Source organism: Campylobacter pinnipediorum subsp. pinnipediorum (genome assembly GCF_002021925.1).
GTDB classification, from domain to species: domain Bacteria; phylum Campylobacterota; class Campylobacteria; order Campylobacterales; family Campylobacteraceae; genus Campylobacter_A; species Campylobacter_A pinnipediorum.
Genome location: NZ_CP012546.1, coordinates 962,453 through 988,628 on the forward strand (window position 1 = coordinate 962,453; position 26,176 = coordinate 988,628).

The 26,176-nt window shown below is 30.2% G+C and carries 27 protein-coding genes and 1 pseudogene; 14 read left to right on the plus strand and 14 right to left on the minus strand.

Annotated elements, in window-relative coordinates:
- Nucleotides 1–28: 28 nt before the first annotated feature.
- Both CPIN17260_RS05005 and CPIN17260_RS05015 read right to left on the minus strand, forming a co-directional pair.
- Complete coding sequence (locus CPIN17260_RS05005) at nt 29–469, minus strand: hypothetical protein (protein WP_078440663.1); 441 nt, start codon at nt 467–469, stop codon at nt 29–31.
- A gap of 238 nt (nt 470–707) precedes the next feature.
- Nucleotides 708–2,432, minus strand: coding sequence for a phage terminase large subunit family protein (locus CPIN17260_RS05015; protein ID WP_078440664.1), 1,725 nt, complete (start codon nt 2,430–2,432; stop codon nt 708–710).
- Nucleotides 2,433–3,036: 604 nt separating this feature from the next.
- Here CPIN17260_RS05015 and CPIN17260_RS05020 point away from each other — a divergent pair.
- The 6 genes and pseudogenes from CPIN17260_RS05020 to CPIN17260_RS05040 all read left to right on the plus strand — a co-directional run bounded on the left by CPIN17260_RS05020 (nt 3,037) and on the right by CPIN17260_RS05040 (nt 6,996).
- Nucleotides 3,037–3,408: a hypothetical protein gene (locus CPIN17260_RS05020; RefSeq protein ID WP_078440665.1), complete on the plus strand. Its 372-nt coding sequence runs from the start codon at nt 3,037–3,039 to the stop codon at nt 3,406–3,408.
- A complete protein-coding gene (locus CPIN17260_RS05025; protein ID WP_078440666.1) occupies nt 3,401–3,958 on the plus strand; it encodes a hypothetical protein in 558 nt (185 codons plus the stop codon). The genes CPIN17260_RS05020 and CPIN17260_RS05025 overlap by 8 nt, the downstream gene beginning before the upstream one ends.
- Nucleotides 3,955–4,158, plus strand: a complete 204-nt coding sequence (locus CPIN17260_RS05030; RefSeq protein WP_078440667.1) for a tail protein X — start codon at nt 3,955–3,957, stop codon at nt 4,156–4,158. The genes CPIN17260_RS05025 and CPIN17260_RS05030 overlap by 4 nt, the downstream gene beginning before the upstream one ends.
- Nucleotides 4,149–4,469, plus strand: a complete 321-nt coding sequence (locus CPIN17260_RS09395) for a hypothetical protein (RefSeq protein ID WP_226996908.1) — start codon at nt 4,149–4,151, stop codon at nt 4,467–4,469. Before CPIN17260_RS05030 ends, CPIN17260_RS09395 begins: the two co-directional genes overlap by 10 nt.
- Before the next feature lie 74 nt (nt 4,470–4,543).
- Nucleotides 4,544–5,068, plus strand: a complete 525-nt coding sequence (locus tag CPIN17260_RS09400; RefSeq protein ID WP_226996910.1) for a hypothetical protein — start codon at nt 4,544–4,546, stop codon at nt 5,066–5,068.
- 289 nt (nt 5,069–5,357) lie between these two features.
- Nucleotides 5,358–6,996, plus strand: a pseudogene (locus tag CPIN17260_RS05040) (L-lactate permease).
- A 144-nt stretch (nt 6,997–7,140) separates the two neighbouring features.
- Here CPIN17260_RS05040 and CPIN17260_RS05045 read toward each other — a convergent pair.
- From CPIN17260_RS05045 to CPIN17260_RS05065, 5 genes are all read right to left on the minus strand, one after another.
- On the minus strand, nt 7,141–8,079 hold the full coding sequence (locus CPIN17260_RS05045; RefSeq protein WP_078440668.1) for a TAXI family TRAP transporter solute-binding subunit: 939 nt from the start codon (nt 8,077–8,079) through the stop codon (nt 7,141–7,143).
- A gap of 93 nt (nt 8,080–8,172) precedes the next feature.
- The gene (locus CPIN17260_RS05050; protein WP_078440669.1) at nt 8,173–9,045 is read right to left on the minus strand and encodes a carbon-nitrogen hydrolase; all 873 of its coding nucleotides are present in this window, start codon (nt 9,043–9,045) and stop codon (nt 8,173–8,175) included.
- A 17-nt stretch (nt 9,046–9,062) separates the two neighbouring features.
- The gene (locus CPIN17260_RS05055; RefSeq protein ID WP_078440670.1) at nt 9,063–9,929 is read right to left on the minus strand and encodes a cation diffusion facilitator family transporter; all 867 of its coding nucleotides are present in this window, start codon (nt 9,927–9,929) and stop codon (nt 9,063–9,065) included.
- Nucleotides 9,929–10,897, minus strand: a complete 969-nt coding sequence (locus CPIN17260_RS05060; protein WP_078440940.1) for an agmatine deiminase family protein — start codon at nt 10,895–10,897, stop codon at nt 9,929–9,931. The genes CPIN17260_RS05055 and CPIN17260_RS05060 overlap by 1 nt, the downstream gene beginning before the upstream one ends.
- A gap of 2 nt (nt 10,898–10,899) precedes the next feature.
- Nucleotides 10,900–11,148, minus strand: coding sequence for a CBU_0592 family membrane protein (locus CPIN17260_RS05065; protein ID WP_069636748.1), 249 nt, complete (start codon nt 11,146–11,148; stop codon nt 10,900–10,902).
- Nucleotides 11,149–11,258: 110 nt separating this feature from the next.
- Between CPIN17260_RS05065 and CPIN17260_RS05070 the strand changes: the two genes are divergently transcribed.
- From CPIN17260_RS05070 to CPIN17260_RS05085, 4 genes are all read left to right on the plus strand, one after another.
- On the plus strand, nt 11,259–11,906 hold the full coding sequence (locus CPIN17260_RS05070) for an amino acid ABC transporter permease (protein WP_069637431.1): 648 nt from the start codon (nt 11,259–11,261) through the stop codon (nt 11,904–11,906).
- Entirely contained in the window at nt 11,896–12,561 is a 666-nt protein-coding gene (locus CPIN17260_RS05075) for an ABC transporter permease subunit (RefSeq protein WP_078440671.1), read from the plus strand. Before CPIN17260_RS05070 ends, CPIN17260_RS05075 begins: the two co-directional genes overlap by 11 nt.
- 8 nt (nt 12,562–12,569) lie before the next feature.
- On the plus strand, nt 12,570–13,307 hold the full coding sequence (locus CPIN17260_RS05080; RefSeq protein WP_069637433.1) for an amino acid ABC transporter ATP-binding protein: 738 nt from the start codon (nt 12,570–12,572) through the stop codon (nt 13,305–13,307).
- Between the two features lie 61 nt (nt 13,308–13,368).
- Complete coding sequence (locus tag CPIN17260_RS05085; protein ID WP_078440672.1) at nt 13,369–14,202, plus strand: cysteine ABC transporter substrate-binding protein; 834 nt, start codon at nt 13,369–13,371, stop codon at nt 14,200–14,202.
- A gap of 42 nt (nt 14,203–14,244) precedes the next feature.
- On the opposite strand, the gene ftsZ is transcribed toward CPIN17260_RS05085, so the two are convergent.
- The 4 genes from ftsZ to CPIN17260_RS05105 form a co-directional block, all read right to left on the minus strand.
- Nucleotides 14,245–15,363: a cell division protein FtsZ gene (ftsZ, locus tag CPIN17260_RS05090; protein ID WP_069632045.1), complete on the minus strand. Its 1,119-nt coding sequence runs from the start codon at nt 15,361–15,363 to the stop codon at nt 14,245–14,247.
- Between the two features lie 46 nt (nt 15,364–15,409).
- Nucleotides 15,410–16,834 (minus strand): cell division protein FtsA, encoded by a 1,425-nt coding sequence (gene ftsA / locus CPIN17260_RS05095; protein WP_226997040.1) that lies wholly within the window; start codon nt 16,832–16,834, stop codon nt 15,410–15,412.
- 11 nt (nt 16,835–16,845) lie between these two features.
- Nucleotides 16,846–18,306 (minus strand): SurA N-terminal domain-containing protein, encoded by a 1,461-nt coding sequence (locus CPIN17260_RS05100; protein WP_078440674.1) that lies wholly within the window; start codon nt 18,304–18,306, stop codon nt 16,846–16,848.
- Nucleotides 18,307–18,396: 90 nt separating this feature from the next.
- Entirely contained in the window at nt 18,397–18,975 is a 579-nt protein-coding gene (locus CPIN17260_RS05105; RefSeq protein ID WP_069632043.1) for a class II aldolase and adducin N-terminal domain-containing protein, read from the minus strand.
- Between the two features lie 113 nt (nt 18,976–19,088).
- Here CPIN17260_RS05105 and rsmH point away from each other — a divergent pair, with 113 nt between their 5' ends.
- Both rsmH and CPIN17260_RS05115 read left to right on the plus strand, forming a co-directional pair.
- Complete coding sequence (gene rsmH, locus CPIN17260_RS05110; protein WP_078440675.1) at nt 19,089–20,009, plus strand: 16S rRNA (cytosine(1402)-N(4))-methyltransferase RsmH; 921 nt, start codon at nt 19,089–19,091, stop codon at nt 20,007–20,009.
- 4 nt (nt 20,010–20,013) lie between these two features.
- Entirely contained in the window at nt 20,014–20,298 is a 285-nt protein-coding gene (locus tag CPIN17260_RS05115) for a hypothetical protein (protein WP_069632041.1), read from the plus strand.
- 1 nt (nt 20,299) lies between these two features.
- Here the strand turns inward: CPIN17260_RS05115 and CPIN17260_RS05120 are convergent, their stop codons facing one another.
- From CPIN17260_RS05120 to CPIN17260_RS05130, 3 genes are read right to left on the minus strand one after another with little or no spacing between them, the layout of a single operon-like run.
- Nucleotides 20,300–21,451 (minus strand): sulfate adenylyltransferase, encoded by a 1,152-nt coding sequence (locus CPIN17260_RS05120; RefSeq protein WP_069632040.1) that lies wholly within the window; start codon nt 21,449–21,451, stop codon nt 20,300–20,302.
- Entirely contained in the window at nt 21,429–22,319 is an 891-nt protein-coding gene (locus CPIN17260_RS05125) for a response regulator (RefSeq protein WP_078387748.1), read from the minus strand. The genes CPIN17260_RS05120 and CPIN17260_RS05125 overlap by 23 nt, the downstream gene beginning before the upstream one ends.
- Nucleotides 22,316–23,431, minus strand: coding sequence for a bifunctional 2-C-methyl-D-erythritol 4-phosphate cytidylyltransferase/2-C-methyl-D-erythritol 2,4-cyclodiphosphate synthase (locus CPIN17260_RS05130; RefSeq protein ID WP_069637440.1), 1,116 nt, complete (start codon nt 23,429–23,431; stop codon nt 22,316–22,318). Before CPIN17260_RS05130 ends, CPIN17260_RS05125 begins: the two co-directional genes overlap by 4 nt.
- Nucleotides 23,432–23,622: 191 nt before the next feature.
- On the opposite strand from CPIN17260_RS05130, the gene thiC reads away from it, so the two are divergent.
- Nucleotides 23,623–24,975 (plus strand): phosphomethylpyrimidine synthase ThiC, encoded by a 1,353-nt coding sequence (gene thiC, locus CPIN17260_RS05135; RefSeq protein ID WP_069632037.1) that lies wholly within the window; start codon nt 23,623–23,625, stop codon nt 24,973–24,975.
- Between the two features lie 98 nt (nt 24,976–25,073).
- Nucleotides 25,074–26,174 carry an Mrp/NBP35 family ATP-binding protein gene (locus tag CPIN17260_RS05140; RefSeq protein WP_078423401.1) on the plus strand — a complete coding sequence of 367 codons (1,101 nt, stop codon included), beginning with the start codon at nt 25,074–25,076 and terminating at the stop codon, nt 26,172–26,174.
- Nucleotides 26,175–26,176 lie beyond the last annotated feature (2 nt).

Sequence of the window (26,176 nt, forward strand, 5' to 3'; positions counted from 1 at the left end):
AGGGATTTAAAAAAAATATTAATAGATATTAGCCATTGTAGTTTTCTGGTATTTTAAGCTCTTTTAAAATTTCTTCTAGTTCTTTAATAAGATGAATTTCTACCTCATCACTAATAGCTATATTTAGTTTTAACCTATTTGGTAGGTTGTAAAGCTTGTTTGATAGTGTTGAAGCTATATCACTTAATTCTTTCTCTAATTTATCAAGCCTTATAACTTCGCCTTTTTTTTCTGCCAAAATAAGCTCTTTTAGCTCTGCGTCTGCTAGCTCTTTTTTTGCTCTTGCTTCTGTTAGCCCGTATGAGCTTGTCGCGTTTGATATTTTATAATCCAAATACTTATCAACACAATCTCTTAAATCCCATTTATTACGAGCAACTTTATTTATAACGCCTTCATTTTCTAGATCTTGAATTCTCCTGCTAGTCAAAGAGAGTATATCGCCTAGCTCGTTTGTAGTTACTATCAATCCAAATCTCCAAAAAGTGATAAATCTTTGATTGCTTTTTGTTTTATTGATTGTTTTTTTACTCTTAGGTTTTGCAAGTAGTGCTTATATACGAGATTGCCTTCACAAAACGAGTTTATTATCAAGTCTGCCATGTCTGATTTTTTTTAATTCGTAAGCTTCGCATAGTTGTTCGAATTTTGAGGCGCACTCTATGCTAATTGTCATATCATATCTTGTTTTTTTAATCATTAAGTTTTTATGCACTTTTTCCATTATTCACTACTTTTTTCTTTCTTTTTGATATTTTTAGAAGTTTTGCAGCGGCGTATGCTAGTAAAGTTATATCTAATGCTTCGTTACGCTCTCTTGTTTTTACCCATCTTAGTTTTGTGTATCCGTTTTTATCTTTTACTTTTTCTATTTTCTCAGCTGTTAGCTGGTTAAAAAACTCTTGCGTATAGCTCTCATTGTAGTGAAAGTATCCATCGCCGTGTTCTGTTATACTTAAAAGTCTGTATAATTCATTTTTACCTGCGTATGTTCCAATAGGCATAAATTTAACGCCTTTTTGTATATTTTTTAATTTATTTAAAAAACTAGCTTTTGAGCTTTGTTCGCTTAGCCCTTTTGTTGCTATAAATCTTTTATCAAGGCTAACAAGTCTATATACTCTTTCAGCATTAAAGCCACTATCGATACAAACAAGAGATACAATAAACGTTTTATTATCCTCTCTTTTGAATTTTTTAACTAATTCTTTGTATGTATCCATCCACACTTTATCTTGGTCTGTGTTGCCCCAGCATTGTATATATTCAAGGTTATAAGCTTCAAGCCCACGCGCCCAACCTATGAAATTAATTTCTATTCTGTTATCTTGTATATCAACGCCGGCAGTGATAAACTCAACTTGCACAGGGAAGTTGTTAGCAGTGTATGTTTCGCGTCTGTTATATAGTTCGTTTTCATTAAACTTAACCGCTGGAGGCTCAAAACTCTCGCATTTAATAGTATTTATAAAAGTTTGTAACTTTAGCTGGTCGTTTTTGCTCTCATACCAATCTCTTGCAATATCACTCATTTTAAAAAAGGGGCTATAAATTGCATTTAGAAAAAAGCCTGCAGTTTTTGAGTGTGGATTTTTTGCTATCCGCTCGCCATTTCTTACCGCCTCGTTTTTCTCTTGTTCGCTAAGTAGTGAGCCGCACTCCGCACATTGATATTTAGCCGTGTCATATAGTGGTTTTTCTTTGTCGTCTTTGTCCCAAACTAAATATTCAAATTTAAGAGTTTGTTTAAACCCGCAATGGGGGCAAGTTACATAAAAAAATCTTTTATCAGAACTTTCAAATTCTGCTTCAATAGCTGAACTACCTTTTATCGTAGGTGTTGAGCTTATGATTATTTTTCTATCTGCAAATGTTATCGTTCTTTTTTCTGCTAGTTTTATACTATCGCCCTCTTTCGTAGCTTCACACCTATCAGCCTCATCAACTAAAAGCACCTTGATGGGTTTTGATGCTAGTTTTGATGGAGAGTTTGAGCCTACAAGCGCTAAGTTGCCACCACGAAAGTTTTTAATTAATATCGTATTGTTTGAATCGTTTGAGTTTATAAGTGCGTTTATCTCTTTGCAGTCTCTAATCATAGGAGTAAGTCGCCGTTTTGAGTAGTCTTCTGCGTCGTTTTCATTTGGGAGCATAAATAATACTGTGCTTGGCTCTTGATGAATATAGTAGCCTATAGTATTATTTATCATCTCGCTTTTCCCAAGCCGGGAAGCCCAAAGTAAAACTACTTTACGCCTTTTTTGATTTGATATTTCGTTCATAGGCTCTATTTGATAAGAAAAAGGTTTAAATCTTCCATAATTTGATGAGCTTTCGCGTGATAAAATTCTGAACTCTTTAGCCCACTCTGTTAAATTTAATCTCGGCTTTATAAAAATTGAGTTTGCAAAAATATTTATAATTTTTCTCATGTATGTTTTTTTAAATTTTAAAAGTGTGTTTTAATAGTCAGTAGCTCATAAACAAAAGTAAAAAAGTATTTTTTTACATTCTTTATTTTATCATTTTTTACCAATAAAAATCAAAAAAACTAATAATTTTTTTAAAATTTATTGTTTTTTAAAATAAATTTCTTTTATTTTTTAAGTTTAAAGCCTATTTTTTTATTAAAAATATTGCTAAGAATACGATAAAAACGAAAATGAACCCCCTTAAGCTTTCTTATAAATCTCTTTCTTTCGGGCAGGCCCACCGCAGTTTAAAAAGTTTCTTGAGAAGGACCCGTTTATATTTATAAAATCATTTAAGTTTAAAGCCTATTTTTTATATATTTTTTTATAGCTAAAATGCACACAATTAAGAGTTTTAATTGCAATCGCGTTTTTTTAAAACCTTTGTGGAGTGCGTTGTTATAGTGGCTAGTATTGATTTTAGTATATTGGGAATTTATCGGAAATTAAGGTTTTGTATATGGCGAATTTATCGGAAATTAAGGTTTAAGAATTGGGCGTTATCCATTGTATATTTTTGATAAGTTTTTGCATAAAATTGGTTAAAAAAATTACAAGGGGTAAAATGTTAATTGTAATTGATAAATATATATTTGAAGTCAAACACAATATAAGCAATTTAACAAAATCCACAACAATAAACATAGATAAACAAAATACTATCACAAAACCAGTATATAGCCATCTTGGAGGCGTTGAAGATGATATTAGTTTTGATGCTACTATTTTGCTTGATGATATAAAAGACTTTACAGGGTTTGAAGAGCTGGTTAAAAAAGGCGAGCCTTTATCTTTTTCAAGCTTTGATTTAGCAGACAATAAACAAATTTTAATTAATAAACTTACCCAAAGTGTATCAAACTTTGTCAAAAGCTCTTTTAATGGCGTTACATACTACACAAAAAATATCAAAATATCGGGGTATGTCATTGAGTAAAAATAACGATGATATATTAAAGCAAGCAAAGAGAGAAGTAAGAAACGCTATGAATAGAACTCTTACGAGAGCAAAACAAGAACAGATAAATATGCTTTTTAACAAAACATTGTTTAAAAAGCAGCTAATAAGAAAACACACAAAAACAAAAAGAGCAGAGCAAGATGATTTAGATATAAAAATTTTTACTTATCACAAGAGAATGTCAATTGCTAGTCTACCAAAAGAAGAAAAGATCAATGGAGTAGAAATAACAATAAGCAGAATTAATAAAGTTGTTGCTAGTGGCTTTGCATTACAAAAGCCACGCAGTCGTGATAGTAAGTTTTTAATTAGTTCAAAAGCTAATAAAATTGATGGCTTTATTGTGTCTACTTCCAACAAAATACCATCAAGCTACAAAACAAAAGAAGGAATTAAATTCACACAGCCACGAAATTACAACGCACCAAAAAAACTAAAAAAAGGGCTAGTAGCTTTAGCCATAGATGAAACAAATAAACTATTAAAAAGAGCTAACGAGATATTTGAAGAGGAGTTAAGAAAATGAAGTATTTAGCTAAAGATGGCGACACGCTCGATATGCTTTGTTATAAACAATATAAAACACTAGATACTGATGTTTATAGTGAGTTTTTAAGAGAAAACGAGCATTTATTAAATAAAAACACGCTTCAAAGTGGGGATATAGTATTTTTCCCCGATATTGAAGTTAAAAAAGTTAAAAAGGTTGTTTACTTATGGGATTAAGATCAGAATATAAAAAACCAAAAGTGCAAATTTTATATAACGGTGTTGATAAAACTGCTTTGATGGATTGGGTTAATATAAGTATTGAAGATAACGAAAGCAAAGAAACCGATAAATTAAATATAACGCTAGCTTATGGCGGAGCAATACCACGAGTTAAAGACAATATACAAATTTATATAGATGGTTATTTTCTTGGTTATTTTGTTATTGCCAAAATAAAAACAAATTATAAAAAAAGTTACAACATAGAAGCAATATCTGCTAATTTTATGAGTAACTTAAAAGATAAAAAAGCAGATCATTTTTAAACCTTAGCTATAAAAAGATTTTAGAGAGTGTAGCAAGCGAGCATGGTTTAAAAACAAAGATAAATTTTAATAAAATGAATGATGTTGTGGAATTAGAACAGCACGATTTAAGCGATGCCGCATTTTGTGAAAAGATAGCAGATGATTTGGATTTAACTTTTAGTATAAAAAATCAAACAATGATTTTTATTGACAAAGATAAAAAAGCCGATAGAGTAGAATATTTTTTAAATGATGATGATTATATAGATTTATCATTCGAGCAATTAGAGACAACAAATTATAAATCTTGCGAAGTAACATGGCAAGATACAAAAACAAACGAAACAAAAATAACTAAAGTTGGCGATGGCGAGCCTGTGCTAAGAAGACAACTTTATTCAGCCGACACAGAGCAAGAAGCCTTAAAAATAGCAAACAGCTATCTACAACAAAACCAAAATAATACTTTTAAGGGTAATGTTAAATGCATGGGTGTGGCTTTTTTTGCTGGTGGTTATTTAAACTTACAAATAGAAAACGAAACAAAACGAGCAATAATTAAAAAAATTACACATACTATAAATAAATCATGGATAAGTGATATAGAATTTTTTTAATAAATATTACATAAAATTATATGTAATATTTTATGTATAAACTTTATTATGTTAATTTATTACTTTTTTACACACTGAGTTTTTTTGTTGACTTGTAAAACAATAATTGAATAATTTTTGTTTTGAGCTAGCAAGAATTAATAATTTTACTTACATTAAAAATATATCATTGCAAATAACTCATAATTCTTAATATAAAATAATAAAATATATTTAATATGTGATAAATATTTATTTTTATCACATTTGTGATAAAATCGGATCTTTAATTTACACAAAGGTTGAAATCATGGAATTATACAGACAAATTTATGATCCATTTTCAAATATATGGCTAAGTGCTTTTGTAGCAGCGCTACCTATATTTTTGTTTTTTTGCTTCATTAGTCGTTTTAAAACTAAAAGGTTATGTTGCTGCTTTTTTAACAGTATCATTAAGCTTAATAATAGCAATTATTGTTTATAAAATGCCAATAGCGATAGCAGTAATGAGCTTTTTTCAAGGATTTTTTACAGGTCTTTGGCCTATAGCTTGGATTATATTAACCGCTATTTTTCTATATAAGCTAAGCGTAAAGTCAGGGTATTTTGAAACTTTAAAAGCATCAATTACTACTATAACACCTGATCATAGGGTGCAAGTTGTTATAATAGCTCTTTGTTTTGGAACATTTTTAGAGGGTGCTATAGGTTTTGGTGCACCTGTTGCCATAACAGCTGCTTTACTTGTTGGACTCGGACTAAATCCTCTACATGCAGCTGGTTTTTGTATGATAGCAAACACAGCTCCAGCAGCATTTGGAGCAGTTGGAATTCCTATTGTTGCTATGGCTCAAACAACTGGAATTGATGAAAATATTTTATCAATGATGGTTGGAAGAATGCTACCTATAATAACTTTAAGTGTTCCGTTTTTTATAGTATTTTTAATGGATGGCTTTAAAGGTATTAAACAAACATTTTTACCATTATGTGTCGTTGCTTCTAGTTATACCTTAGTTCAATACCTAACAGCTAGTATTTTAGGACCACAGCTTGCAGATATAACTTCATCTGTGTTTTCAATAGCGATAACTGTTGTATTTTTGAAATTTTATAAAATAAAAAATATATACAGATTAGATGGAAAAACAAATTTTGATAATGATAAAAAAATTAATATAAAAGATATATTAAAAGCTTGGTCTCCATTTATATATCTTATAATTTTTATAGTTATATGGACAACACCTATTATAAAAACATTTGCTTCTTTTGCTGACATTACATTTTATTTGCCATATCTAAAAGATAGTATTATCCAGACAGCTCCGCTTAGCTTAGATGAAAAGCCAGTAAATACAGCATATACTTTTCAAGCCATAAAAGCAATAGGTCTTGCAATATTGCTTGCTGGAATATGCACTATATTTACTTTAAAAATAAAGGCAAACATAGCTGTTGATGCAGCAAAAGAGACATTTAAAGAGATGTTTATGCCAATTGTTACAATAGGTCTTGTTGTAGCGTATGCTTTTATAGCTAAAAATAGCGCTCAAGCTGCCACTATGGGGCTAGCTCTAGCAAATACTGGTGGTGAAGCGTTTGCATTTTTCTCTCCAGTAATAGGTTGGGTTGGTGTTTTTCTAACTGGTTCTGTTACAAGCTCAAATTTGCTTTTTGGGACATTACAACAGGTGACAGCATCGCAATTAAATATACCTGAAATAATATTTTTAGCAGCGAACACGGTAGGTGGAATGGCTGGAAAAATGATAAGCCCTCAAAGTATAGCCGTAGCTTGCGCAGCTGTTGGTCTTGTAGGAAGAGAGAGCGAGTTACTTAAATTTACACTAAAATACTCAATTATATATATAGTTGTTGGCGGTATCATAACTTGGGTAATATTAAATCTATTCCCTATGCTTATACCTGTTATTGTAAGTTAACAATATAATCTTTTATTTATTTGTAACTTGCTTTTTAAGCTTGTTGCAAATAAACACACCTACAACAAAACGCTTAGTTTTAAATAATCCTAAAAAAGTTAATATATTAGATAATTATTTTCCTCTCAAAAGAGAGGAAAATAATTATTTTAATATTCCAGCTTTCTTAAACTCAGCTTCAGCAGCTGGGTGTAACGGAGCAGAAAGACCTTCAAGCAAACTCTCTTTTGTTACAGATTTAAGTGCTGGATGAAGACTTTTATACTCATCAAAATTTTCTATAATAGACTTAACAACAGAAGCAACAGCATTATTGCTAGTTGACTCGGTAGCCACCAATACAGCCTTTACACCAACACTATTTACATCTCTATCAACACCCTCATAAGTTCCTTTTGGTATAACACCTTTAGCAAAATACGGATACTGTTTTATCATGTCGTCTATATCATCACCACTTATATCAAGTATATCAATAGGTAATGAATTTGCAGCGTCAGTTATATTTGCGGTTGGGTGTCCAACCATAAAGCTATAACCATCTATTTTTTTATCTTTTAATGCGTGAGGACACTCTTGAGCAGTTAAAACACCTCTATACGCAAGTTTTGAAACATCAAATTTCTTAGCATCAAAAACAGCAAGTGTAGTAACTTCATTCCCACTACCAGGATTGCCTACATTATACTTTTTGTCAGCTAAATCAACTATATTTTTTATACCACTTTCTTTAGAGACAACAAATGCTAATAGCTCTGGGTAAATTGCCATAACGGAACGCAGCTTATTATCACCCATATCTTTAAATTTACCAGTTCCATTGTATTTATCATAAACAACATCACTTTGAACAAATCCAAAAGTAAGCTCTTTTTTTAAAACATTATTAAGATTGTAAACAGAACCTCCGGTTGATTGAACTGAACACTTAATCTTTGGATCTTTGTTAATAAGTCTGCATATAGCACCACCTATAGGATAGTAGGTGCCAGTCATACCTCCTGTGCCTATACTTATAAATTCTTTAGCATTAACCATAGAACTTAAAGCAATTGCTGACAACAAAATAGAAACTTTTTTCATAATATCCAACTCCTATTAATTTAGTTTTTATGTGATTATCACATTTTAGTCATTACTTTTTTATTAAGTATTAATAAATTTAAATTTTTGGAACTAATCAATAAATCTCTTTAAAAGTCCACTATAGCTATCTATGCGCCTATCTCTTAAAAATGGCCAAATTCTGCGAACATCTTCACTTTTTTTCATATCTACATCTACAATAAAGCACTCTTCCTTTTCGCTATCGGCTCTAAATAATTGCTCTCCTTGCGGGCCAAAAACAAAACTATTACCCCAAAAACGTATACCATCAGATACACCGCTTTCATCTTTCTCAAAGCCAACCCTGTTTACAGTTACAACAGGAAGTCCATTTGCCACACTATGCCCTCTTTGAACCGCAACCCAAGCTTCAAGCTGTCTTAATTTTTCATCATCACTATCAAGATCAAACCAACCAATAGCAGTAGGGTATATCAAAATATCGGCTCCTTTTAAAGCCATTAATCTAGCAGCTTCTGGGTACCACTGATCCCAGCAAACCAAAACACCAAGTCGCCCTACACTAGTATCAATCGGCTCAAAACCAATATCACCCGGTGTAAAATAAAACTTTTCATAAAAAAGTGGATCATCAGGAATATGCATCTTTCTGTATTTTCCAGCCAGAGAGCCATCTTTTTCAAAAACATAAGCCGTATTGTGATAAAGCCCAGTAGTTCTTTTTTCAAATAAAGATGTAACTAAAACAACTTTATTTTCTTTTGCTACATTAGCCCAAAACTTTATATCGCTCTTATACTCATTTGCTAAATCAAAAAATTCAACATCTTCGCTTTGACAAAAATATTGAGTTTGATGCAACTCCTGTAAAACAACAAGTTCTGCACTGTTTTTACTTGCTTGTTTTATAAGCTCTAATGTTTTTTCAACTGTCTGTTTTTTTGTTTTATGAAATTTTTGTTGTATTAGCGCTACTTTCATTTATGCTCCTTAAAAAATTAATTACTATCATCAAAATAATCAAAATGAACATCTATATCCCAATTGAATTTAAACTTTTCTTTTATGAGATTTTCAATTTCATCTGAAATATCATGAGCTTCGTTTAAACTCAAAGTTTTATTAAACACCACATGATAACTCAAAAAATACCTATTTCCGCTCTGTCTTGATTTTACATCGTGCAAACTAAGCACCTCTTCTCTTTGCAAAATAAGTTGCACGACCTCACACAATATCTTTTCATCTATACTACCATCTAAAAGCATATAAGAACTTTGTTTTATCAACAAAAAAGCAGAATATATAATATAACAACTAGCTAAAATTCCAAATAAACTATCAAAAATATAAAGATTGGTAAAGCTTATAAATACAAAAGCTAACAAAACAGCAAGATTGGCAACAAGATCACCTTTATAGTGTTGCATATCTGTTTTTACAACCAAATTATCAGTCTTTTTAAAAGCATAATACAACAAAAAAACGATAATGGCTGTAAAAAACAATGAAAATAGCATAGCAAATATTGAAATTTCAATATCTAAATTATGATTGTTCTGAACGAGCTTCATTATACTTTGATAAAATAAAAATATTCCAATACAAGATATGATCAATCCTTGAGTAAAAGCTGCCAAACTCTCAAGCTTTGAGTATCCAAAATTAAAAGTAGAATCTGGACTTTGGGATGATTTTTTAAGAACAAATAAATTTAAAAAAGATACAAAACTATCAAAGAACGAATCAACAGCCGAATTAATAAGAAGTATAGAACTGCTTAAAAAACCGGCTACTATTTTGACAATAGCCGAAATCAAAGCTATAATAGAAGCTAAAAAAATCGCCTTTGTTTCAAGTTTCATTATATTTTTAAAAATTTATTTTGGCTAGAACAATGAAGCGATCCATTTTGACGAACAAAAACCAAAGAATTTACACCAATTATCTCCAAATTTGGTAGAGCATTTTTAAGTTTTTGTATAACAATATCATCGTTGTCATCATTATAAGTAGGAACTATAAGAGCATTGTTTATAAAAATAAAATTTGTATATGTACAACCTAGCCTCTTACCTTCAAAAAATTTTGCCTTTGGAATTGGTAGTGAGATTAGGTTAAATCCGGTTTTTTTAAGCTCATCTTCCATTTTTTTTAGCTCTTTGAAATGTTCATCATTTTCATCATCACAACTAGCATAAGCTATAGTGTCGCTTGATATAAAACGAGCTAATGTATCTATATGATGATCTGTATCGTCACCTTTTATAAATCCATGTTTAAGCCATATAATCTTTTCGAGTCCGAAAAGATTTTTTAACTCTTTTTCAAGCATCTCTTTTGTTAAATTTGGATTTCTATTTTTATTAAGCAAACAATATTCTGTTGTTAAAAGCACGCCTTTTGAATTAAAATCGACACTTCCACCTTCTAAAACCATATCAATGCTTTTTAGATTTTTATTTAAGAATTTATTTAATTTTACATTTAGAGCATTATCATTTAATGAACTAAATTTATCACCCCAAGCATTAAATTTAAAATCATAACTTACAAGTTCATTATCCGATAAAACATCTATACTTCCATAATCCCTTATCCAAGTATCATCTGTGTCTATATTGTAAAATTCACAATTTTTAAATTTAGAAAACCTTTTTAACACTTCATCATCAGGACATATCAAAATACATTTTTCAAAAGCACTAACAACACTAACTAACTCTTCATAGCTTGTTAGGATTTCCTCTAAATATGGACTCCAATCTGTATTTTTATGCGGTAATGACAAAAGCAAACTTTCTTGTTTTTCCCACTCTCCAAAAGCTCTAATACTCATTTTGTTTTACTCTCTTTATAAATTTTATAAATACCATATAATGTGATAAAAATCCAAAAAACTTCTATCAAAAAAGAACCCAAATTAAAATGCACTAAAAGTGAAATTATAAGCAATATTGCACCGACTAAATTTATAAGCTGATAAGCCAAACTCTTTTGATTTATCTTTTCAATTTGTAAAAGAAAATATGCACCAACCACACACAACATACCTAAAAAACCTATAATTTGAAATATATCCATTATACACCTTAAATTTTAAAGACATTATTTTATCACAAAGATTATAAAAGCTAAATTTACTATTTTTAGATACAATGCAAAATTTGATTTTTATTTTTTTGGATTGCTAAATGGATATTGAGTTTATTTTAAAATTTTACCCTATGTATATTGAGGCTGGAATACTCACCATTAAGCTTGCATTTTTAGGTATATTTTTTTCTATAATTATAGGAATATTTTGTGTTGCTATAAGATTTTATAATATCAAATTTGCACTACCAATAATAACCTCATATGTAGAAATTTCAAGAAACACGCCACTTTTAATACAGCTATTTTTTCTTTATTATGGCTTACCAAAGCTTGGCATAAATATAGATAGCTTTACTTGTGCTGTTATAGGGCTTACTTTTTTAGGTGGCAGTTACATGGCAGAAAGTTTTAGACTTGGATATGAAGCAGTTAGAAAATCACAAATAGAAGCTGGTCTTAGTCTTGGTTTAAACAATATACAAATTTTATATCACATAATAACACCACAAGCATTTACAATTTCACTTCCTAGCATAAGTGCAAATATTATATTCTTGCTTAAAGAAACATCAATAGTTAGCATAATAGCACTTGGGGATCTTGTGTATGTAGCAAAAGATCTTATAGGACTTTATTATAAAACAGATGAAGCTTTATTTATGTTAGTAATTAGTTACCTAATAATTATTTTACCGATATCCTTATTTTTAGGATTTATAGAGAGGATTGCTCGTGCAAGATAGCTTATTATTTAGCACACAAAACATAATACGACTTGCTGAAGGATTATTGGTTAGTATAGAAATTTCTATAATATCAATAATTATTTCAATAATTGGTGGAGTATTTTTTGGCATTATTATGAGTTTAAAAAATAAATTTATCTATATTTTTTTAAAAATTTGTTTAGAGGCAATAAGAATAATGCCAACCATAGTGTGGCTTTTTATATTTTATTTTGGGCTAGCAAGAGCTATGAATTTGCACCTAAGTGCATTTAGTGCAAGTTTGATAGTATTTAGCGTTTGGGGTGTGTTTGAAATGATGGATATAGTAAGAGGAGCTATTGTATCAATCCCGAAACATCAATTTGAAAGCTCAACCGCACTAGGGCTTAATAAAATACAAATTTATATATATATTATAATACCTCTAACCATGAGGAGATTAGCTCCTAGCGCTGTAAATTTACTAAGTCGTATGATAAAAACAACTTCTATAGTTGTATTAATAGGTGTTGTTGAAGTTGTAAAAGTAGGACAACAAATAGTAGAAAGAAATGTTTTTAATAATAATATGGCACCGTTTTTAATATATGGTGTAATTTTTATATTATATTTTTTAATATGCTACCCAATATCAAAATTATCTCAAAAACTTGAAAAACGCTGGATGTGAGGAACAAAATGAATATACTAGAGCTCAAAAATGTTAATAAATTTTATGGACAAACTCAAGCGTTAAAGGATATAAACTTAAGTTTAAAAAAAGGGGAAGTTATAGTTTTACTTGGTCCTTCTGGGTGTGGAAAATCCACAACTCTTAGATGTATAAATGGGCTTGAAAATATTCAAAGTGGGGAAATAATACTAAATGGAGATATTGTTACAAAAGACTATAAAAATTGGACTAAAATGAGACAAAGAGTTGGAATGGTGTTTCAACACTATGAACTTTTTGATCACTTAAACGTCATAGAAAATATACTCCTTGCACCTATAAAAGCACAAAAACGAGATAAAAAAGAAGTAGAAGTTGAAGCTGATAAATGGCTAGAAAAAGTTGGTCTTATAGACAAAAAATATGCAAAACCAAAAGAGCTCAGCGGGGGACAAAAGCAAAGAATAGCTATAGTAAGAAGTTTATGTATGAATCCAGAAGTTATGCTATTTGATGAAGTAACAGCTGCTCTTGATCCAGAAATTACAAGAGAAGTTTTAGATGTGATAATAAATTTAGCAAAAGACGGAATGAGTATGCTTATAGTAACTCATGAGATGGGTTTTGCAAAATCTGTTGCTGATAAAATAGTCTTTATGGATGATGGAAAAATAGTAGAAGAAACTACTCCTAATGATTTTTTTACAAATCCAAAAACACAAAGAGCAAAAAAATTTTTAAATTTATTCACTTTTAATAAGTAATCTCAATTATTTACTTTGTTTGGTTAGAATTTCTTACTAATTTTAAACACAGGAGATACAGATGAAAAAAATAATTTCATTTTTAGCATTAGCTGTTGCTATATTTTTAGCAGGTTGTGGAGATAATACAACAACACAAAAAGACAGCATTACTAAGATAAAAGAGAGAGGATTTATTCGCATAGGGGTTTTTAGCGACAAGCCACCGTTTGGATTTGTTGATTCAAATGGTAAAAATCAAGGATATGATATATATCTTGCAAAACGTATAGCTAAAGATTTATTAGGTGATGAAAACAAGATTAAATTTGAATTAGTTGAAGCTGCTAGCAGAGTAGAGTTTTTAGTGGCTGATAAAGTAGATGTAATACTAGCAAACTTTACAGTTACTCCTGAACGCAAAGAAATTGTTGATTTTGCATTACCTTACATGAAGGTTGCACTAGGCGTTGTAAGTCCATCAGGAGATGTTGTAAGTGACATATCTCAACTAAAAGATAAAAAACTTATAGTAAATAAAGGAACTACAGCTGATGCGTATTTTACAAAAAACCATCCTGAAATAAAACTAATAAAATTTGATCAAAACACAGAAACATTTGCTGCTTTGCTTGATGGTCGTGGTGCAGCTTTAGCACATGACAATACGTTATTATTCGCTTGGATTAAAGAAAATCAGGGTTTTAATATAGGAATACAAACATTAGGAGATCAAGACTACATAGCACCGGCTGTAAATAAAGGAAACAAAGTATTGCTTGATTGGATAAATAATGAAATAACCAAACTTGAAGAAGAAAATTTCTTCCACAAAGCTTATGATGAAACATTAAAAAATATATATAGCGATGATATAAAACCTGAAGCAGTTGTTGTAGAGGGCGGTAAGATATAAAGAAGTATAGGGGTTTTAAACTCCTATACTTAATACTTATTGTTAGTCTAATTTATGGCGCATATAAGATGGAACATCTATCTGCTCTGAATACATATCATCGCCACTTACTTTTTGAAGCATTAAAATTCTATCTCTTTTGTTATTTATATTAGTATTTACACTCTCTTCAACTTTTTTATCTTGCTCTATCTCAAATCCAGTTGCAACTATAGTTACCTCTATTTTATTATTTTCAAAAGTATCATCTTCAGTTGTACCAAAAATAATATCAGCATCTTCATCAGCAGCGCTTTCTACTATATGCATAGCATCTGTTATATCAGAAAGTGGTGTGCTTGGATGGTGTCTAAAATGTATTAAAACACCCATAGCACCATTTATATCTATATCTCCTAATAAAGGCGATTGTATAGCCTCTTTGATAGCTTCTTGAGCCGCATTTTCGCCAGTTGCTTCACCGACACCCATTATAGCCATACCTCTATGGCTCATTATAGTTCTAACATCAGCAAAGTCAATATTTACATAACCATTTCCAAGTATAACTGTACTCATACCACCAACAGCACGAGCAAGAACATTATCAACAACTCTAAAGCTCTCATCTATACTTGCTTTTTTATCCATAACATTTCTTAGCTTTTCATTAGATATAACAATTATAGAATCACACTCTTTTCTTAGCTCTTCAAGTCCAAGATTTGCTAATTTTAGTCTTTTTCTTCCCTCAAACTCAAAAGGCAAAGTAACAACAGAAACAGCCAAAGCTCCACTTTCTTTTGTTGCCTGTGCTATTATAGGGGCAGCGCCTGTTCCGGTTCCACCACCAAGACCAGCAGCTATAAACACTATATCTGTGCCTTCTAATACACTTTTTATCTCATCGTAGCTTTCTAAAGCTGCCTCTCTACCGACATCTGGTTTCATGCCGGCACCAAGACCTCTTGTCTTTTTTTCGCCAAGCTGAATTTTATTGTGTGCGTTTGAATTCTTAAGAGCCTGAGCATCGGTGTTTGCAACAATCAGATCAATATCAAGACTAGAATACTCTCTTATGATTCTATTGATCATATTACTACCACCACCACCTACTCCAATAGCTTTTATCTTTGTTCCATACAAATTATCATTTTCTTCCACTCTAAAACCACCACTCATATTTATCTCCTTAAAATTCATACAATAAAATTATATCTCAAACGGCTCAAAACCATTGAGTCATCCAGTGCCATATTTTACTAAATACACTTGGATTTTTTTCATGTTTTATATCTGATATATCCAACAACTCATCTTTTATATCTTTTTCGCCATTATCTTGAAATTGTTCTGTGCCTTTTGTATATTTAAATCCAAATTCCTCTTGTTCTTTATTTTCTTCATTATTTAACAAGCTATCTTCTTCAAAAAGATTTTTCAAACGAGCTTTTGAAGATACTATTGATTCATTTTTATATCTCATCTTTTTTTCAGAATCAATCTCGTATGGAGTAAAGTGACCGGCTCCATACATACAAAGCCCTATAACACAAGAATTTGATGGATCTCTTATAACCTCATACAACCCTTCCATATTTTTAGGTTTTGCTATTCTTATTTGATATTTATCAAATACCATGCTAGCCAATTCTTTAAATCCATCTAGTTTTGTCATTCCGCCAGTAAACACAACACCAGCGCCTAGCATATCCTTGTGTTTTAATTCATTTTTGCTATTTTGAATAATATTTGACAAAAATACTAATGTTTCCTCAGCTCTTGCATATATAACCTTAGAGATAATATCTAAAGAAACCTCATTACTTTTATTCTCATCGCCAAGTTCAGGAAGTTCTATTAAATCTGTGGATTTAGCAATCAAAGAACCATAGCCTATCTTTATCTCTTCTGCTTTTGGCAAAGGAGTATGAAGTGCTATAGACAGATCATTTGTTATATGAGAAGAACCAACAGGTAAAAAGTCATTAAAAATAATAGAATTTCCAGAATGGACAACAACATCAGAAACAGAGCCACCTATATCTATCAAAGCAGCACCTAACTCTTTTTCATCATCATTTAAAGTAGCTATAGAGGAAGCATAACCTGATAAAACTATATTATCTATCTCTATACCGGCTAAATTTATTGCTTTTTTTAGATTGTTTAAAATAGACTTTTGAACAATTATAATATGAGCATGAACCTCAAGCCTAGTGCCGTTCATACCCAAAGGATCTTCAATATGTTCTTGCTCATCAACTTTAAAGTTATAAGGTAAAACATGAAGCTTTTCATAATCAGTAGAAACACTTGCATAATGATTTGCTATCTGCATAGCTCTTTCTATCTCACTTATGCCTATCTCGTGATTTGGTATATTTACAACGCCATTACTATCTAAACTTTTTGTATTAGCACCAGATATTGACACAATAACCTTATCATATCTGGTTCCAGCAACCCTTTGTGCATTTGTTAATGCATTCTTGACAGATTTAGAAGCTAATTCTATATTTGTAATAGCACCTTTTTTTACACCGTTTGCTTTTTCTGTTCCTATACCTATTATTTTCATTCCATCATCGCTGTATTCAGCCATAACAGCTCTAACTTGGAAAGAACCTATGTCTATACCTAAAATTTTAATACTCAAAACAATTACCTTTTGATATATTCTTCTACTTTATAGCGTTTTTGCAACGCATTGGTTAAATCTTTTATAAGCTCATTGTTTTTCAATGTAGCAATATTTTCACTAACTAACTTTTTATCACTAACTAAACCATCAGGAAGCAATTTTTGTTCCAAAATTTCATATATAACAGCCTTGTTATCTAAAATAACATAACCTTTTTTGTTAGTAGAAGAAAACACATGATCTATAAAGTTTCCACTTTCTAACATATCTAGCCCGTCTATGTCTTTTTGATCTGTTCTACTAATGCTTGCTACGCTAGCTTTTTTCACATCAAAATCAGCAATTTCTTTTTTTACCTTAGCATCTAAAATTTCTTTTTCTTTTTCAAGTTTAAAAGCCTCCAAAACTTCATCTTTTGCTTCATCGTATGTTTTTGTTTTGGATTTTTCGATCTCATTCAATTTCAGTATTATATATCCATTATTGTAAATTATAGGCTTAACAACATCTCCTACACTTAATTTATTTAAATTCTCTATATCAAAAGGTGTTTGGCTAGCAAAAAAGTTTATATCTTCTGTTGTTTGAACTTCACCTTTTTTAAGTTCTGTGTATCTCTTTAAAGCAGCAGTTTTATTCTCCTGTAAAGCATAATCTCTTTTTACAAGATCCTTAGCTTCTTCAAAAGATTTAATTTTATCTTCTGAATTTCTATAGCTATCTTTGTTATCTTCATAGTAGCTCTTTAAAACATCATCGCTCGCTTTTAGATCACCATTTGGTATAAAAATGCTGCCAAATTTATATTTATCTTCTGTCATATAGTTATTTTTATTTTTTTTCCAAAATTTCTTCATTTCATCTTTAGCTATAACAATCTCATTATCACTTATGGTTACTATTTTAAAAGCAACTTCATCTTTCATATTAAATATAGCAGACATCATAGAAATATCATCATCATTAGCTGACACCCTTATAGCTTGTGATAATTTTTCTATTAAAATAGAGCGTTTTAGATTTTTCTCAAAATCTTGCGGGTTTATTCTTGAGCGCCTTAATACATCTTTGTATATTTTTTCATCAAAAACACCATCTTTTTGAAAATTACTATCCGATACTATATATTTTATAATATCATCATCATTTACACTCAAACCTATATCATCGGCAAAATTTAAAAGCAAAGAGTCTCTTATGCTTGCATCAAGAGCTAAATTTTGAAGCCCCATATCACTTGCTTTTTCTTCACTTAGCTGACCATTAAAAACATTATTATAATAACTAAAAAGTTGAGAGTATTTTTCGTTTAACTCTTGAACACTTATATTTCTATGACCTACTTTTGCAACAGATGTCGATCTATTTGAGTTAAAATCATAAGCTCCCCAACCCACAAAACCAGCTCCAACAAAAGCTATAGTGCTTATCCAAATTGTAACTACAAGATATTTTTTACGCTTTTGCATCCATGTTATCATTTTTATTCCTTAAAATTACTTTTATAAAATTATGCGATTTTACCTTTTTTAGGCTTTAAATAACGTTAAATTATACTAACTAACAGCTTGTTAGTACTTAGCTTTTGAGTAAAGTTCAATAAGTTTACAACTATTTTCCAAAATAGCAACATCTTTTGCGAGTTGCTCTGCCGTTCTACCAAAAGCATAAACCCCATATCCTTTTATAAGTACTAAATTTGTCTGCTTTTCAATCATATATCTATAAATTTCAGTTTGCGCCCTTTCATACCAATCTTCAAATTGTTTAGGATCGTAAACTAAAATTTTATTAAATTTCATATATCCAAAGTAGTCTTTTGGGTGAAGGCTGCTATATTTAAGGCTATAAGCAGTAGCATAATGAGGCATAGCATAGCATATATATTTGGCTTCATTTATATTTTTATAAATATTTGAATGTATATATGCATCTATACTTGCTTCATTCCATCTATAATCTTGCTTAGATGATAATAAAATCAAATCATCATCCCCTAAATCATCAAAAATAGCATTTTGCCTATTAATCAAAAACTGGCTTCCTTCTATTCTTGTCGATATAGAACCATGAAAAACACCAAAAAAATTCTTTCTAAACATAGAAAGCGAAACTTTTTTTAATTTATCCTTAGAATACTGCAAATCCATAATAATATCTCCAAAAAATTTATATAAAACAATAAAATACATAAAATTATACACAATTTATTTTTTTAAGTAAAATTTTGATACATTTATATAAAAAATAAAGGTTTTATATTTTGCAAAGTCCTCATAAAAGTGTATTATTAAATGAAGTTAAAGATATATTTTCAAACCTAGATGGAAATTTTATAGATTGTACATTAGGCTATGCTGGACACTCTTACGAAATATTAAAAAACAATCCCAATCTAAAACTAATAGCTTGCGATAGAGATGATGAAGCTATTAGATTTAGCACAAAAAAATTAGAAGAGTTTAAAGATAGAGTAAAAATTTATAAAAGTAATTTTTCTGAGCTTTTAAATAAAATAAGCAATGATGACAAAAAAAACATAAGAGCAATACTTGCTGACATAGGTGTTAGTTCACTTCAAATAGACAAAGATGACAGAGGTTTTTCTATAAATTCGGATACTCTTGATATGAGAATGGATCAAAACAATCCAATAAGCGCTTTTGAAATTGTAAATAATTATACATATGATGAGCTATCAAGGATATTTTTTGAGTATGGAGAGCTAAAAAATGCAAGAAACATAGCACAAAAAATAATAACAGCAAGAAATAAAGCTCCTATAAAATCAGCAAAACAACTAGCAAAAATAATAGGAACAAATAGTATAAAAGGAAGAAACGTTTCGCAAGCCATACTTGCATTTCAAGCAATAAGGATAGAAGTAAATAAAGAGTTGGAAGAACTAAAAAATTTATTAAATCTAATTAAAAAAAGTGGTATAAAAAATTGCTTAGTTTGTATAATAAGCTTTCATTCACTAGAAGATAGGATAGTAAAATCTACATTTAAAGACTGGCAAACAAACTGCATTTGCCCACCAAATTCATTAAGATGTGAGTGCGGAAACAATAATAGCATAGGAAAAATACTAACAAAAAAGGCAATTCAACCAACAAAAGAAGAGATTTTTGAAAATTCAAGAAGTAGTTGTGCTAAAATGCGTGCTTTTATGATAAGGTAAAAAAGTGAACACACAAGAAGACAGAGACGAATTATTAGAACTTTATAAAAAATCAACATCGCAAGAGGAAAATTTAAGTTTAAAAACGCTTTGGGTGGCATATTTACTACTACTAGTTTGTCTTTGTATCCTTATTCCAAAAATATACATTGCAAATGAAATATATTATACAAGCAGAGAGATATCTGACATAAACAATAAAAGAGATGTTTTGCTTGAAGAAAACAGAGCTTTAAAAATAAAACTTGAAAACATGAAGTATAAAAATCAAGTAATAGACCCTCTTTAAATCAAGTCAAAGAAGATGTCTGATATAAACGCATAAGCTCCTTATAAAAGTCGCATTCTGTTCTTTTTTCAAGCAATCCTGAGTTTGGAAACAACTCATCGCAAAGAGTTTGAATATCTTTAAATCTGTTCTTAAAAATATTGCTTAAAATTATAGCCGATATATCAGAACGTATAAGTATGGCTGGTGGCATTATTCCATTAAATAAAAGCGATTTTATTGTCTCAGGATGGTATTTTATATGGTGGTGTTGCCCATGGGGACAAGTCTTTGTACTAACTATAGTCTTGCATTTATCACAATAAACCAACTCTGGTAAAACTATAACATCCATATTTAGATCTTTTATGTATTTATCCAAAACTGTTTTTGGTTGATTTTGATCATAAAACATACCTATTCCGTGATGATTTTGTCCTATAACAAGCTTATTAACACCTAAATTACAAGCTGATATACACTCCAAAACTGGATTTTGATGAAGGGTAAAAATACTTGTTTTAAAAGGCATAATAACAACACGATTTTTAGGAAGATAATTTTGTATAAAATACTCAATAGTTTCTTGTCTTAATTCAAAATTAATACTATTTTCACCATGTGATTGTAGCAAAAAAATTATAACTAAATCAGCTTTATCTATAGCCATCCTAATAAGTCTTTCATGAGCTCTGTTTATTGGGTCAGCTGTTAACATTACAGCAGTTATTTTTTGTGTATTTAACTCATGCTTAATGTTTTCTATATGTTTTTTTGCATTTTTTACTTCATTGCTATAAATTTCAAAACTACCAGACACACACCATTTATCTTTATCTTTATTTTTATTTAATCTTGTGTTAAAAATATTTAATTCATACTCTTTTTTATTTTTAAAAAATGTTTCTATATTTATATAGCCAACATTTTTATTTTCACAGATTAATTCTAATTTATCAATGTTTTTTAAATCGCTATCACTCATATCAACAGAGAAAATAAAAGGATATGGCATAGGTTCTTGCATAAAATAGCCATCTAAACTTACAGACTCTATTTCTTTCTCGTTCATCAATTTATTGAATTTAGAAAAAATTTTATTTTGTATAAGCTCAAGTGTATAAAATATATCTAAATCAATATTTATACTTTTACTTTTTCTTTGTGATTTCATACTTCTTTCTCTTTTCCCAAAGTGATTTTCTTGATATGCCTAATTTTTTTGATAATTCTGTATCTGGAAATTGACTTTGATATGTATTTATAATATATTTTATATACTCATCTATCGTTATTATCTCATCTATTTTAAAACTCTTGCTGTCTACACCTAACTCACAAACATCAAAATAAGACTTAGTATTTAAATTTGTAGTAGAAAATATAGCTTTTTTTTTCTGGCATATCAAAAATAATTTTTCACATTCAATATCATTAAGAACTTGAATGCCAGATATATAAATATATTCATTTTCCAAAGAGATTATCTCTTTTTGCACTTGATTATAATCAGTAGCAAAAATAACTTTCAAAGGTTTATCTATAAGTCTTATGTAGCTAAAAACAAAATTATCAGCATAATTTATCTTTGGAGTTTTTAAAATCAGTGGAAGTTTTATCTTTCTTATGTCAATATTTGGAATATGATATTCTTTTAAGATATTAGTTATGTAATTTTGATAAGAATCAAAATTGCTTCTCATTTTTTTATATTCAACAAAATGGTTTATCTTTCTTACCAACTCTTCTATCATAAACGGTTTTTGAATATAATCACTAGCTCCAGCAGAAATTGGTTTAGAGACAGTGTCATTGCTAATATAAGCAATTAAAAGTATTATAATTGAGTTTTTAAATTTTTTTATAACAGGGTAAAAATCTTCTCCTGTAAGTGTCGTAGAAAGCAACACAACATCAAAATTTTCATTTTTTAAGGCATCATTTACACTTCTTGCTATTTCACATTCATACCCTATATCTGCTAATTTTGTAGCTATAGAACCAGCCAAATAAATTTCATTCTCTACTATCAAAACCTTCATTTTTTGGTCCAATCATAATATTTTAAACTCACACTAGACATACAGGCTATACCATCACCTCTTCCTATAAAACCTAGCTTTTCTGTAGTTGTAGCTTTTACATTTATCTTATTTGGTTTAATACCCAAAACATCAGATAAATTAAGCTCCATTTTTCTTTTAAACTTAGATATTTTTGGTCTTTCTGCCAATATGGTTATATCGGCATTAACAAGCTCAAATCCAACACTTTGTATCTTTGTGTATACCTCTTTGAGCAATTTCATAGAGCTAATACCTTTGTATATTTCGTCACTATCTGGAAAAAGTTCACCTATATCACCAAGACCGCTTGCTCCAAGCATTGCATCTATCAAAGCATGTGCAGCCACATCGGCATCACTATGACCTTTTAATCCAAGCTCATACTCTATCTTTTCTCCACAAAGCCAAAGTTCATATCCCTCACAAAGCTCATGAACATCAAAGCCATTACCAACAAAATAATCTTTCAATGGAGAATCAAGTTCTAACTTAAATAAATCATCTTTTGTGGTTATCTTTCTAGCTTTTTCATCACCTAAAATTTGCCAAACACTCCCGCCATTTGATTTTATAGCAGAACTATCATCAGTATAAACCTTGTCTGTATTAAGAGCTTTTAATAAAATATTCGTCCTAGAAAGTTGTGGAGTTTGAATAAGTTTTATCTTCTCTCTTTGTATACTTTCATTATCATAATAAGCAGTATCTACAACGTTTAAAATTGGAACAACACAATCAGCCAAATTAGATGATTCTATAATTTTTGTAAGCATATCTTTTGTTATACAAGGTCTTGCTATATCGCTAACTAAAACAAATTCTGTTTTTACATGCCCTAGTGCATTTTTAAGGCTCTCTTGTCTAGTTTGACCACCTAAAACAAATTTATATTCAGGTGCAAATCTTTGCATATAATCACACTCTTTTGAAACTACTATAATTTCTTTAAATGTGTAAAAAGAGCTTAAATTTTTTGTAGCAAAAAGCCATAAAGGATCATCACCAACTCTTAGCCATTGCTTTTTCACAGGCATCTGAAAGCGTGTAGAGTCACCGGCTCCAAGCATAATCAACGTCATATCAAACAAATTAAATCCTTTTAGAAAGTGTTACAAAATTATACATATTTTAGCTTGTTAAAACTTTATATATTATTTTTAAATAATAAAATTATAGCTATAATTTAAAACATCAAACCAAACTATAAAATTATTAAGTTTCAAAAAGGTAAAATTGTATGAGCAATAGTTAGCTATAAATAATAAAGCAAGGACAGATGATGAGAGAACAATGGGTAAAAAAACGACAAAATGATAAGACACCTACTCAAATGTATTATGCAAAAAATGGCATTATAACAGAAGAGATGAAATATGTAGCTGAGATTGAACAGTTAGAACCTGAGTTTGTAAGAGATTGTGTAGCAAAGGGTAGAATGATAATACCAGCAAACATTAACCATAAAAACCTAATACCTATGGCAATAGGAATAGATACAAAAACAAAGGTAAATGCAAACATAGGAAACTCAAGCCTAGCAAGTGGATACAACGAAGAGCTTGAAAAGCTTAATCTATGCCTAAAATACGGTGCTGATACAGTTATGGATCTATCAACTGGTGGCGATCTTGATCTTATAAGAGAAAATATAATCGAGCATTCAACTATACCTATCGGTACTGTTCCTATGTATCAGATAATACATGATATATCAGACCTTGATAACCTAAATCCAAAAGCTATGCTTGAAGTATTAGAAAAACAAGCAAAACAAGGCGTTAGTTACTTTACTATACATGCTGGATTTTTATTAAAATTTATGCCATTTGTTGCAAAAAGAAAGATGGGTATCGTTAGTCGTGGTGGTAGTTTAATGGCGACTTATATGATGAAACACCATAAAGAAAATCCATTTTATGAAATATTTGATGAAATTTTAGATATTTGTGCAAAATATGATGTATCGTTATCATTAGGCGATAGTTTACGTCCTGGCTGTTTATACGATGCTACAGATGAAGCCCAGCTAAGTGAGCTAAAAGTTCTTGGAGAACTAACACTAAAAGCTTGGGAGAAAAATGTCCAAGTTATGATAGAAGGACCAGGACATGTGCCTTTAAATCAAATAGAATACAATGTAAAAATTCAGCAAGAATGGTGTCACAATGCTCCATTTTATGTTCTTGGACCACTTGTAACAGATATAGGTGCAGGATACGATCACATAACAAGTGCGATAGGTGGTGCATTAGCAGCTAGTCATGGTGTTGCCATGCTTTGTTATGTTACTCCAAAAGAACACTTAGGGCTTCCAACTGCATCAGATGTAAGAGATGGTATCATATCTCATAAGATAGCAGCACATGCAGCGGACGTTGCTCGTGGTAGAAAAGGCGCAATAGAACGTGACCATGCTATGAGTGATGCAAGATATGCATTTGACTGGAATAAACAGTTTGAATTAGCGCTTGACCCAGACAAAGCAAGAGAACTTCACGATGAAAGCTTACCTGAAGAGGTATTTAAAGAAGCTGAGTTTTGCTCTATGTGTGGTCCAAAATTTTGTGCTTACAGAATATCAAAAGATATAGCCAAACTTCAATGTGAAAGCTATCCAGAAGAAAATAAATAAAATATATCCATCTTAAAAATGGATATATTATTTTTTGTTTTTAATATATTTTTAAACTTTTGATATAATTTAAACTTCAAATTATATAAGGAGAAAAAATGCTAAATAAAGATGAAATTTTAAATCGTCTAAAAGCTGTATCATACCCAGGTTTTGATAAAAGCATAGTTGATTTTGGTTTTGTAAAAAACATAGAAATAGCAGATAAAATAAAAATAGACATAGAAATAGTAAGCTCGAATCCTGAGGTTGCAAATACTTTAAAAGCTGATGTTGATAGAGTTTTAGTTGGTAACGAATATGAGCTAAATATAATTCAACCAAAAATACCAGAAGAAAAAAGTAACTCTCAAAGTGGTAAAAATTTAATACCACAAGTAAAAAATGTAATAATGATAAGCTCTGGAAAGGGTGGTGTTGGAAAAAGTACAACAACACTAAACCTAGCCATATCAATGGCAAAACTTGGAAAAAAAGTAGGCTTACTTGATGCCGATATATATGGTCCAAATATACCTAGAATGCTTGGAGAGGTAAATACTCAACCATCTGTTGTTGGACAAAAATTAAAACCTATACAAAGCCACGGTATTGAAATGATGAGTATGGGCGTTCTTATGGAAGAAGGAATGAGCCTTATTTGGCGCGGTTCTATGATAATGAAAGCTATAGAGCAACTTTTAAGAGATGTTTTATGGAGCGAGTTAGATGTATTATTTTTAGATATGCCTCCAGGTACAGGTGATGCACAACTTACACTAGCTCAAAGTGTTCCTGTAACAGCTGGGGTTTGCGTAACAACACCTCAAGTAGTAGCCCTTGATGATAGTAAACGTGGACTTGACATGTTTGAAAAACTCCATATTCCAATCGCTGGTATAGTTGAAAATATGAGTGGTTTTATATGCCCTGATAATGGTAAAGAGTATGATATATTTGGAAAAGGCACAACCGATGAGTTGGCTAAAATTTACAAAACAGATATACTAGCTCAAATACCAATAGAACCAGCAGTAAGACTTGGTGGAGATAGTGGAAAACCTATAAGTTTTTACAATCCTGACTCAGTAACTGCAAAAAGATATCAAGAAGCAGCTATAAAAATTTGGGAAAAAATAGAAAAAATAAACCAAGATGGTGGAGCGGATAACTCAGAAATACAACCAGTGATGAATGGCAAATCAGCTTGTAGTCAATAAAA

Excerpts from the sequence above, each read along its gene's own strand:
- CPIN17260_RS05070 (WP_069637431.1), top strand. The coding sequence starts at position 11,259 with ATGGATATTGAGTTTATTTTAAAATTTTACCCTATGTATATTGAGGCT.
- CPIN17260_RS05105 (WP_069632043.1), bottom strand. The coding sequence starts at position 18,975 with ATGGATTTGCAGTATTCTAAGGATAAATTAAAAAAAGTTTCGCTTTCT.
- CPIN17260_RS05050 (WP_078440669.1), bottom strand. The coding sequence starts at position 9,045 with ATGAAAGTAGCGCTAATACAACAAAAATTTCATAAAACAAAAAAACAG.
- CPIN17260_RS05085 (WP_078440672.1), top strand. The coding sequence starts at position 13,369 with ATGAAAAAAATAATTTCATTTTTAGCATTAGCTGTTGCTATATTTTTA.
- ftsZ (WP_069632045.1), bottom strand. The coding sequence starts at position 15,363 with ATGAGTGGTGGTTTTAGAGTGGAAGAAAATGATAATTTGTATGGAACA.
- CPIN17260_RS05030 (WP_078440667.1), top strand. The coding sequence starts at position 3,955 with ATGAAGTATTTAGCTAAAGATGGCGACACGCTCGATATGCTTTGTTAT.
- CPIN17260_RS05100 (WP_078440674.1), bottom strand. The coding sequence starts at position 18,306 with ATGATAACATGGATGCAAAAGCGTAAAAAATATCTTGTAGTTACAATT.
- CPIN17260_RS05055 (WP_078440670.1), bottom strand. The coding sequence starts at position 9,929 with ATGAAACTTGAAACAAAGGCGATTTTTTTAGCTTCTATTATAGCTTTG.
- CPIN17260_RS09400 (WP_226996910.1), top strand. The coding sequence starts at position 4,544 with ATGAATGATGTTGTGGAATTAGAACAGCACGATTTAAGCGATGCCGCA.
- thiC (WP_069632037.1), top strand. The coding sequence starts at position 23,623 with ATGAGAGAACAATGGGTAAAAAAACGACAAAATGATAAGACACCTACT.
- CPIN17260_RS05125 (WP_078387748.1), bottom strand. The coding sequence starts at position 22,319 with ATGAAGGTTTTGATAGTAGAGAATGAAATTTATTTGGCTGGTTCTATA.
- CPIN17260_RS09395 (WP_226996908.1), top strand. The coding sequence starts at position 4,149 with ATGGGATTAAGATCAGAATATAAAAAACCAAAAGTGCAAATTTTATAT.
- CPIN17260_RS05080 (WP_069637433.1), top strand. The coding sequence starts at position 12,570 with ATGAATATACTAGAGCTCAAAAATGTTAATAAATTTTATGGACAAACT.
- CPIN17260_RS05120 (WP_069632040.1), bottom strand. The coding sequence starts at position 21,451 with ATGAAATCACAAAGAAAAAGTAAAAGTATAAATATTGATTTAGATATA.
- CPIN17260_RS05045 (WP_078440668.1), bottom strand. The coding sequence starts at position 8,079 with ATGAAAAAAGTTTCTATTTTGTTGTCAGCAATTGCTTTAAGTTCTATG.
- CPIN17260_RS05140 (WP_078423401.1), top strand. The coding sequence starts at position 25,074 with ATGCTAAATAAAGATGAAATTTTAAATCGTCTAAAAGCTGTATCATAC.
- CPIN17260_RS05020 (WP_078440665.1), top strand. The coding sequence starts at position 3,037 with ATGTTAATTGTAATTGATAAATATATATTTGAAGTCAAACACAATATA.
- CPIN17260_RS05065 (WP_069636748.1), bottom strand. The coding sequence starts at position 11,148 with ATGGATATATTTCAAATTATAGGTTTTTTAGGTATGTTGTGTGTGGTT.
- CPIN17260_RS05015 (WP_078440664.1), bottom strand. The coding sequence starts at position 2,432 with ATGAGAAAAATTATAAATATTTTTGCAAACTCAATTTTTATAAAGCCG.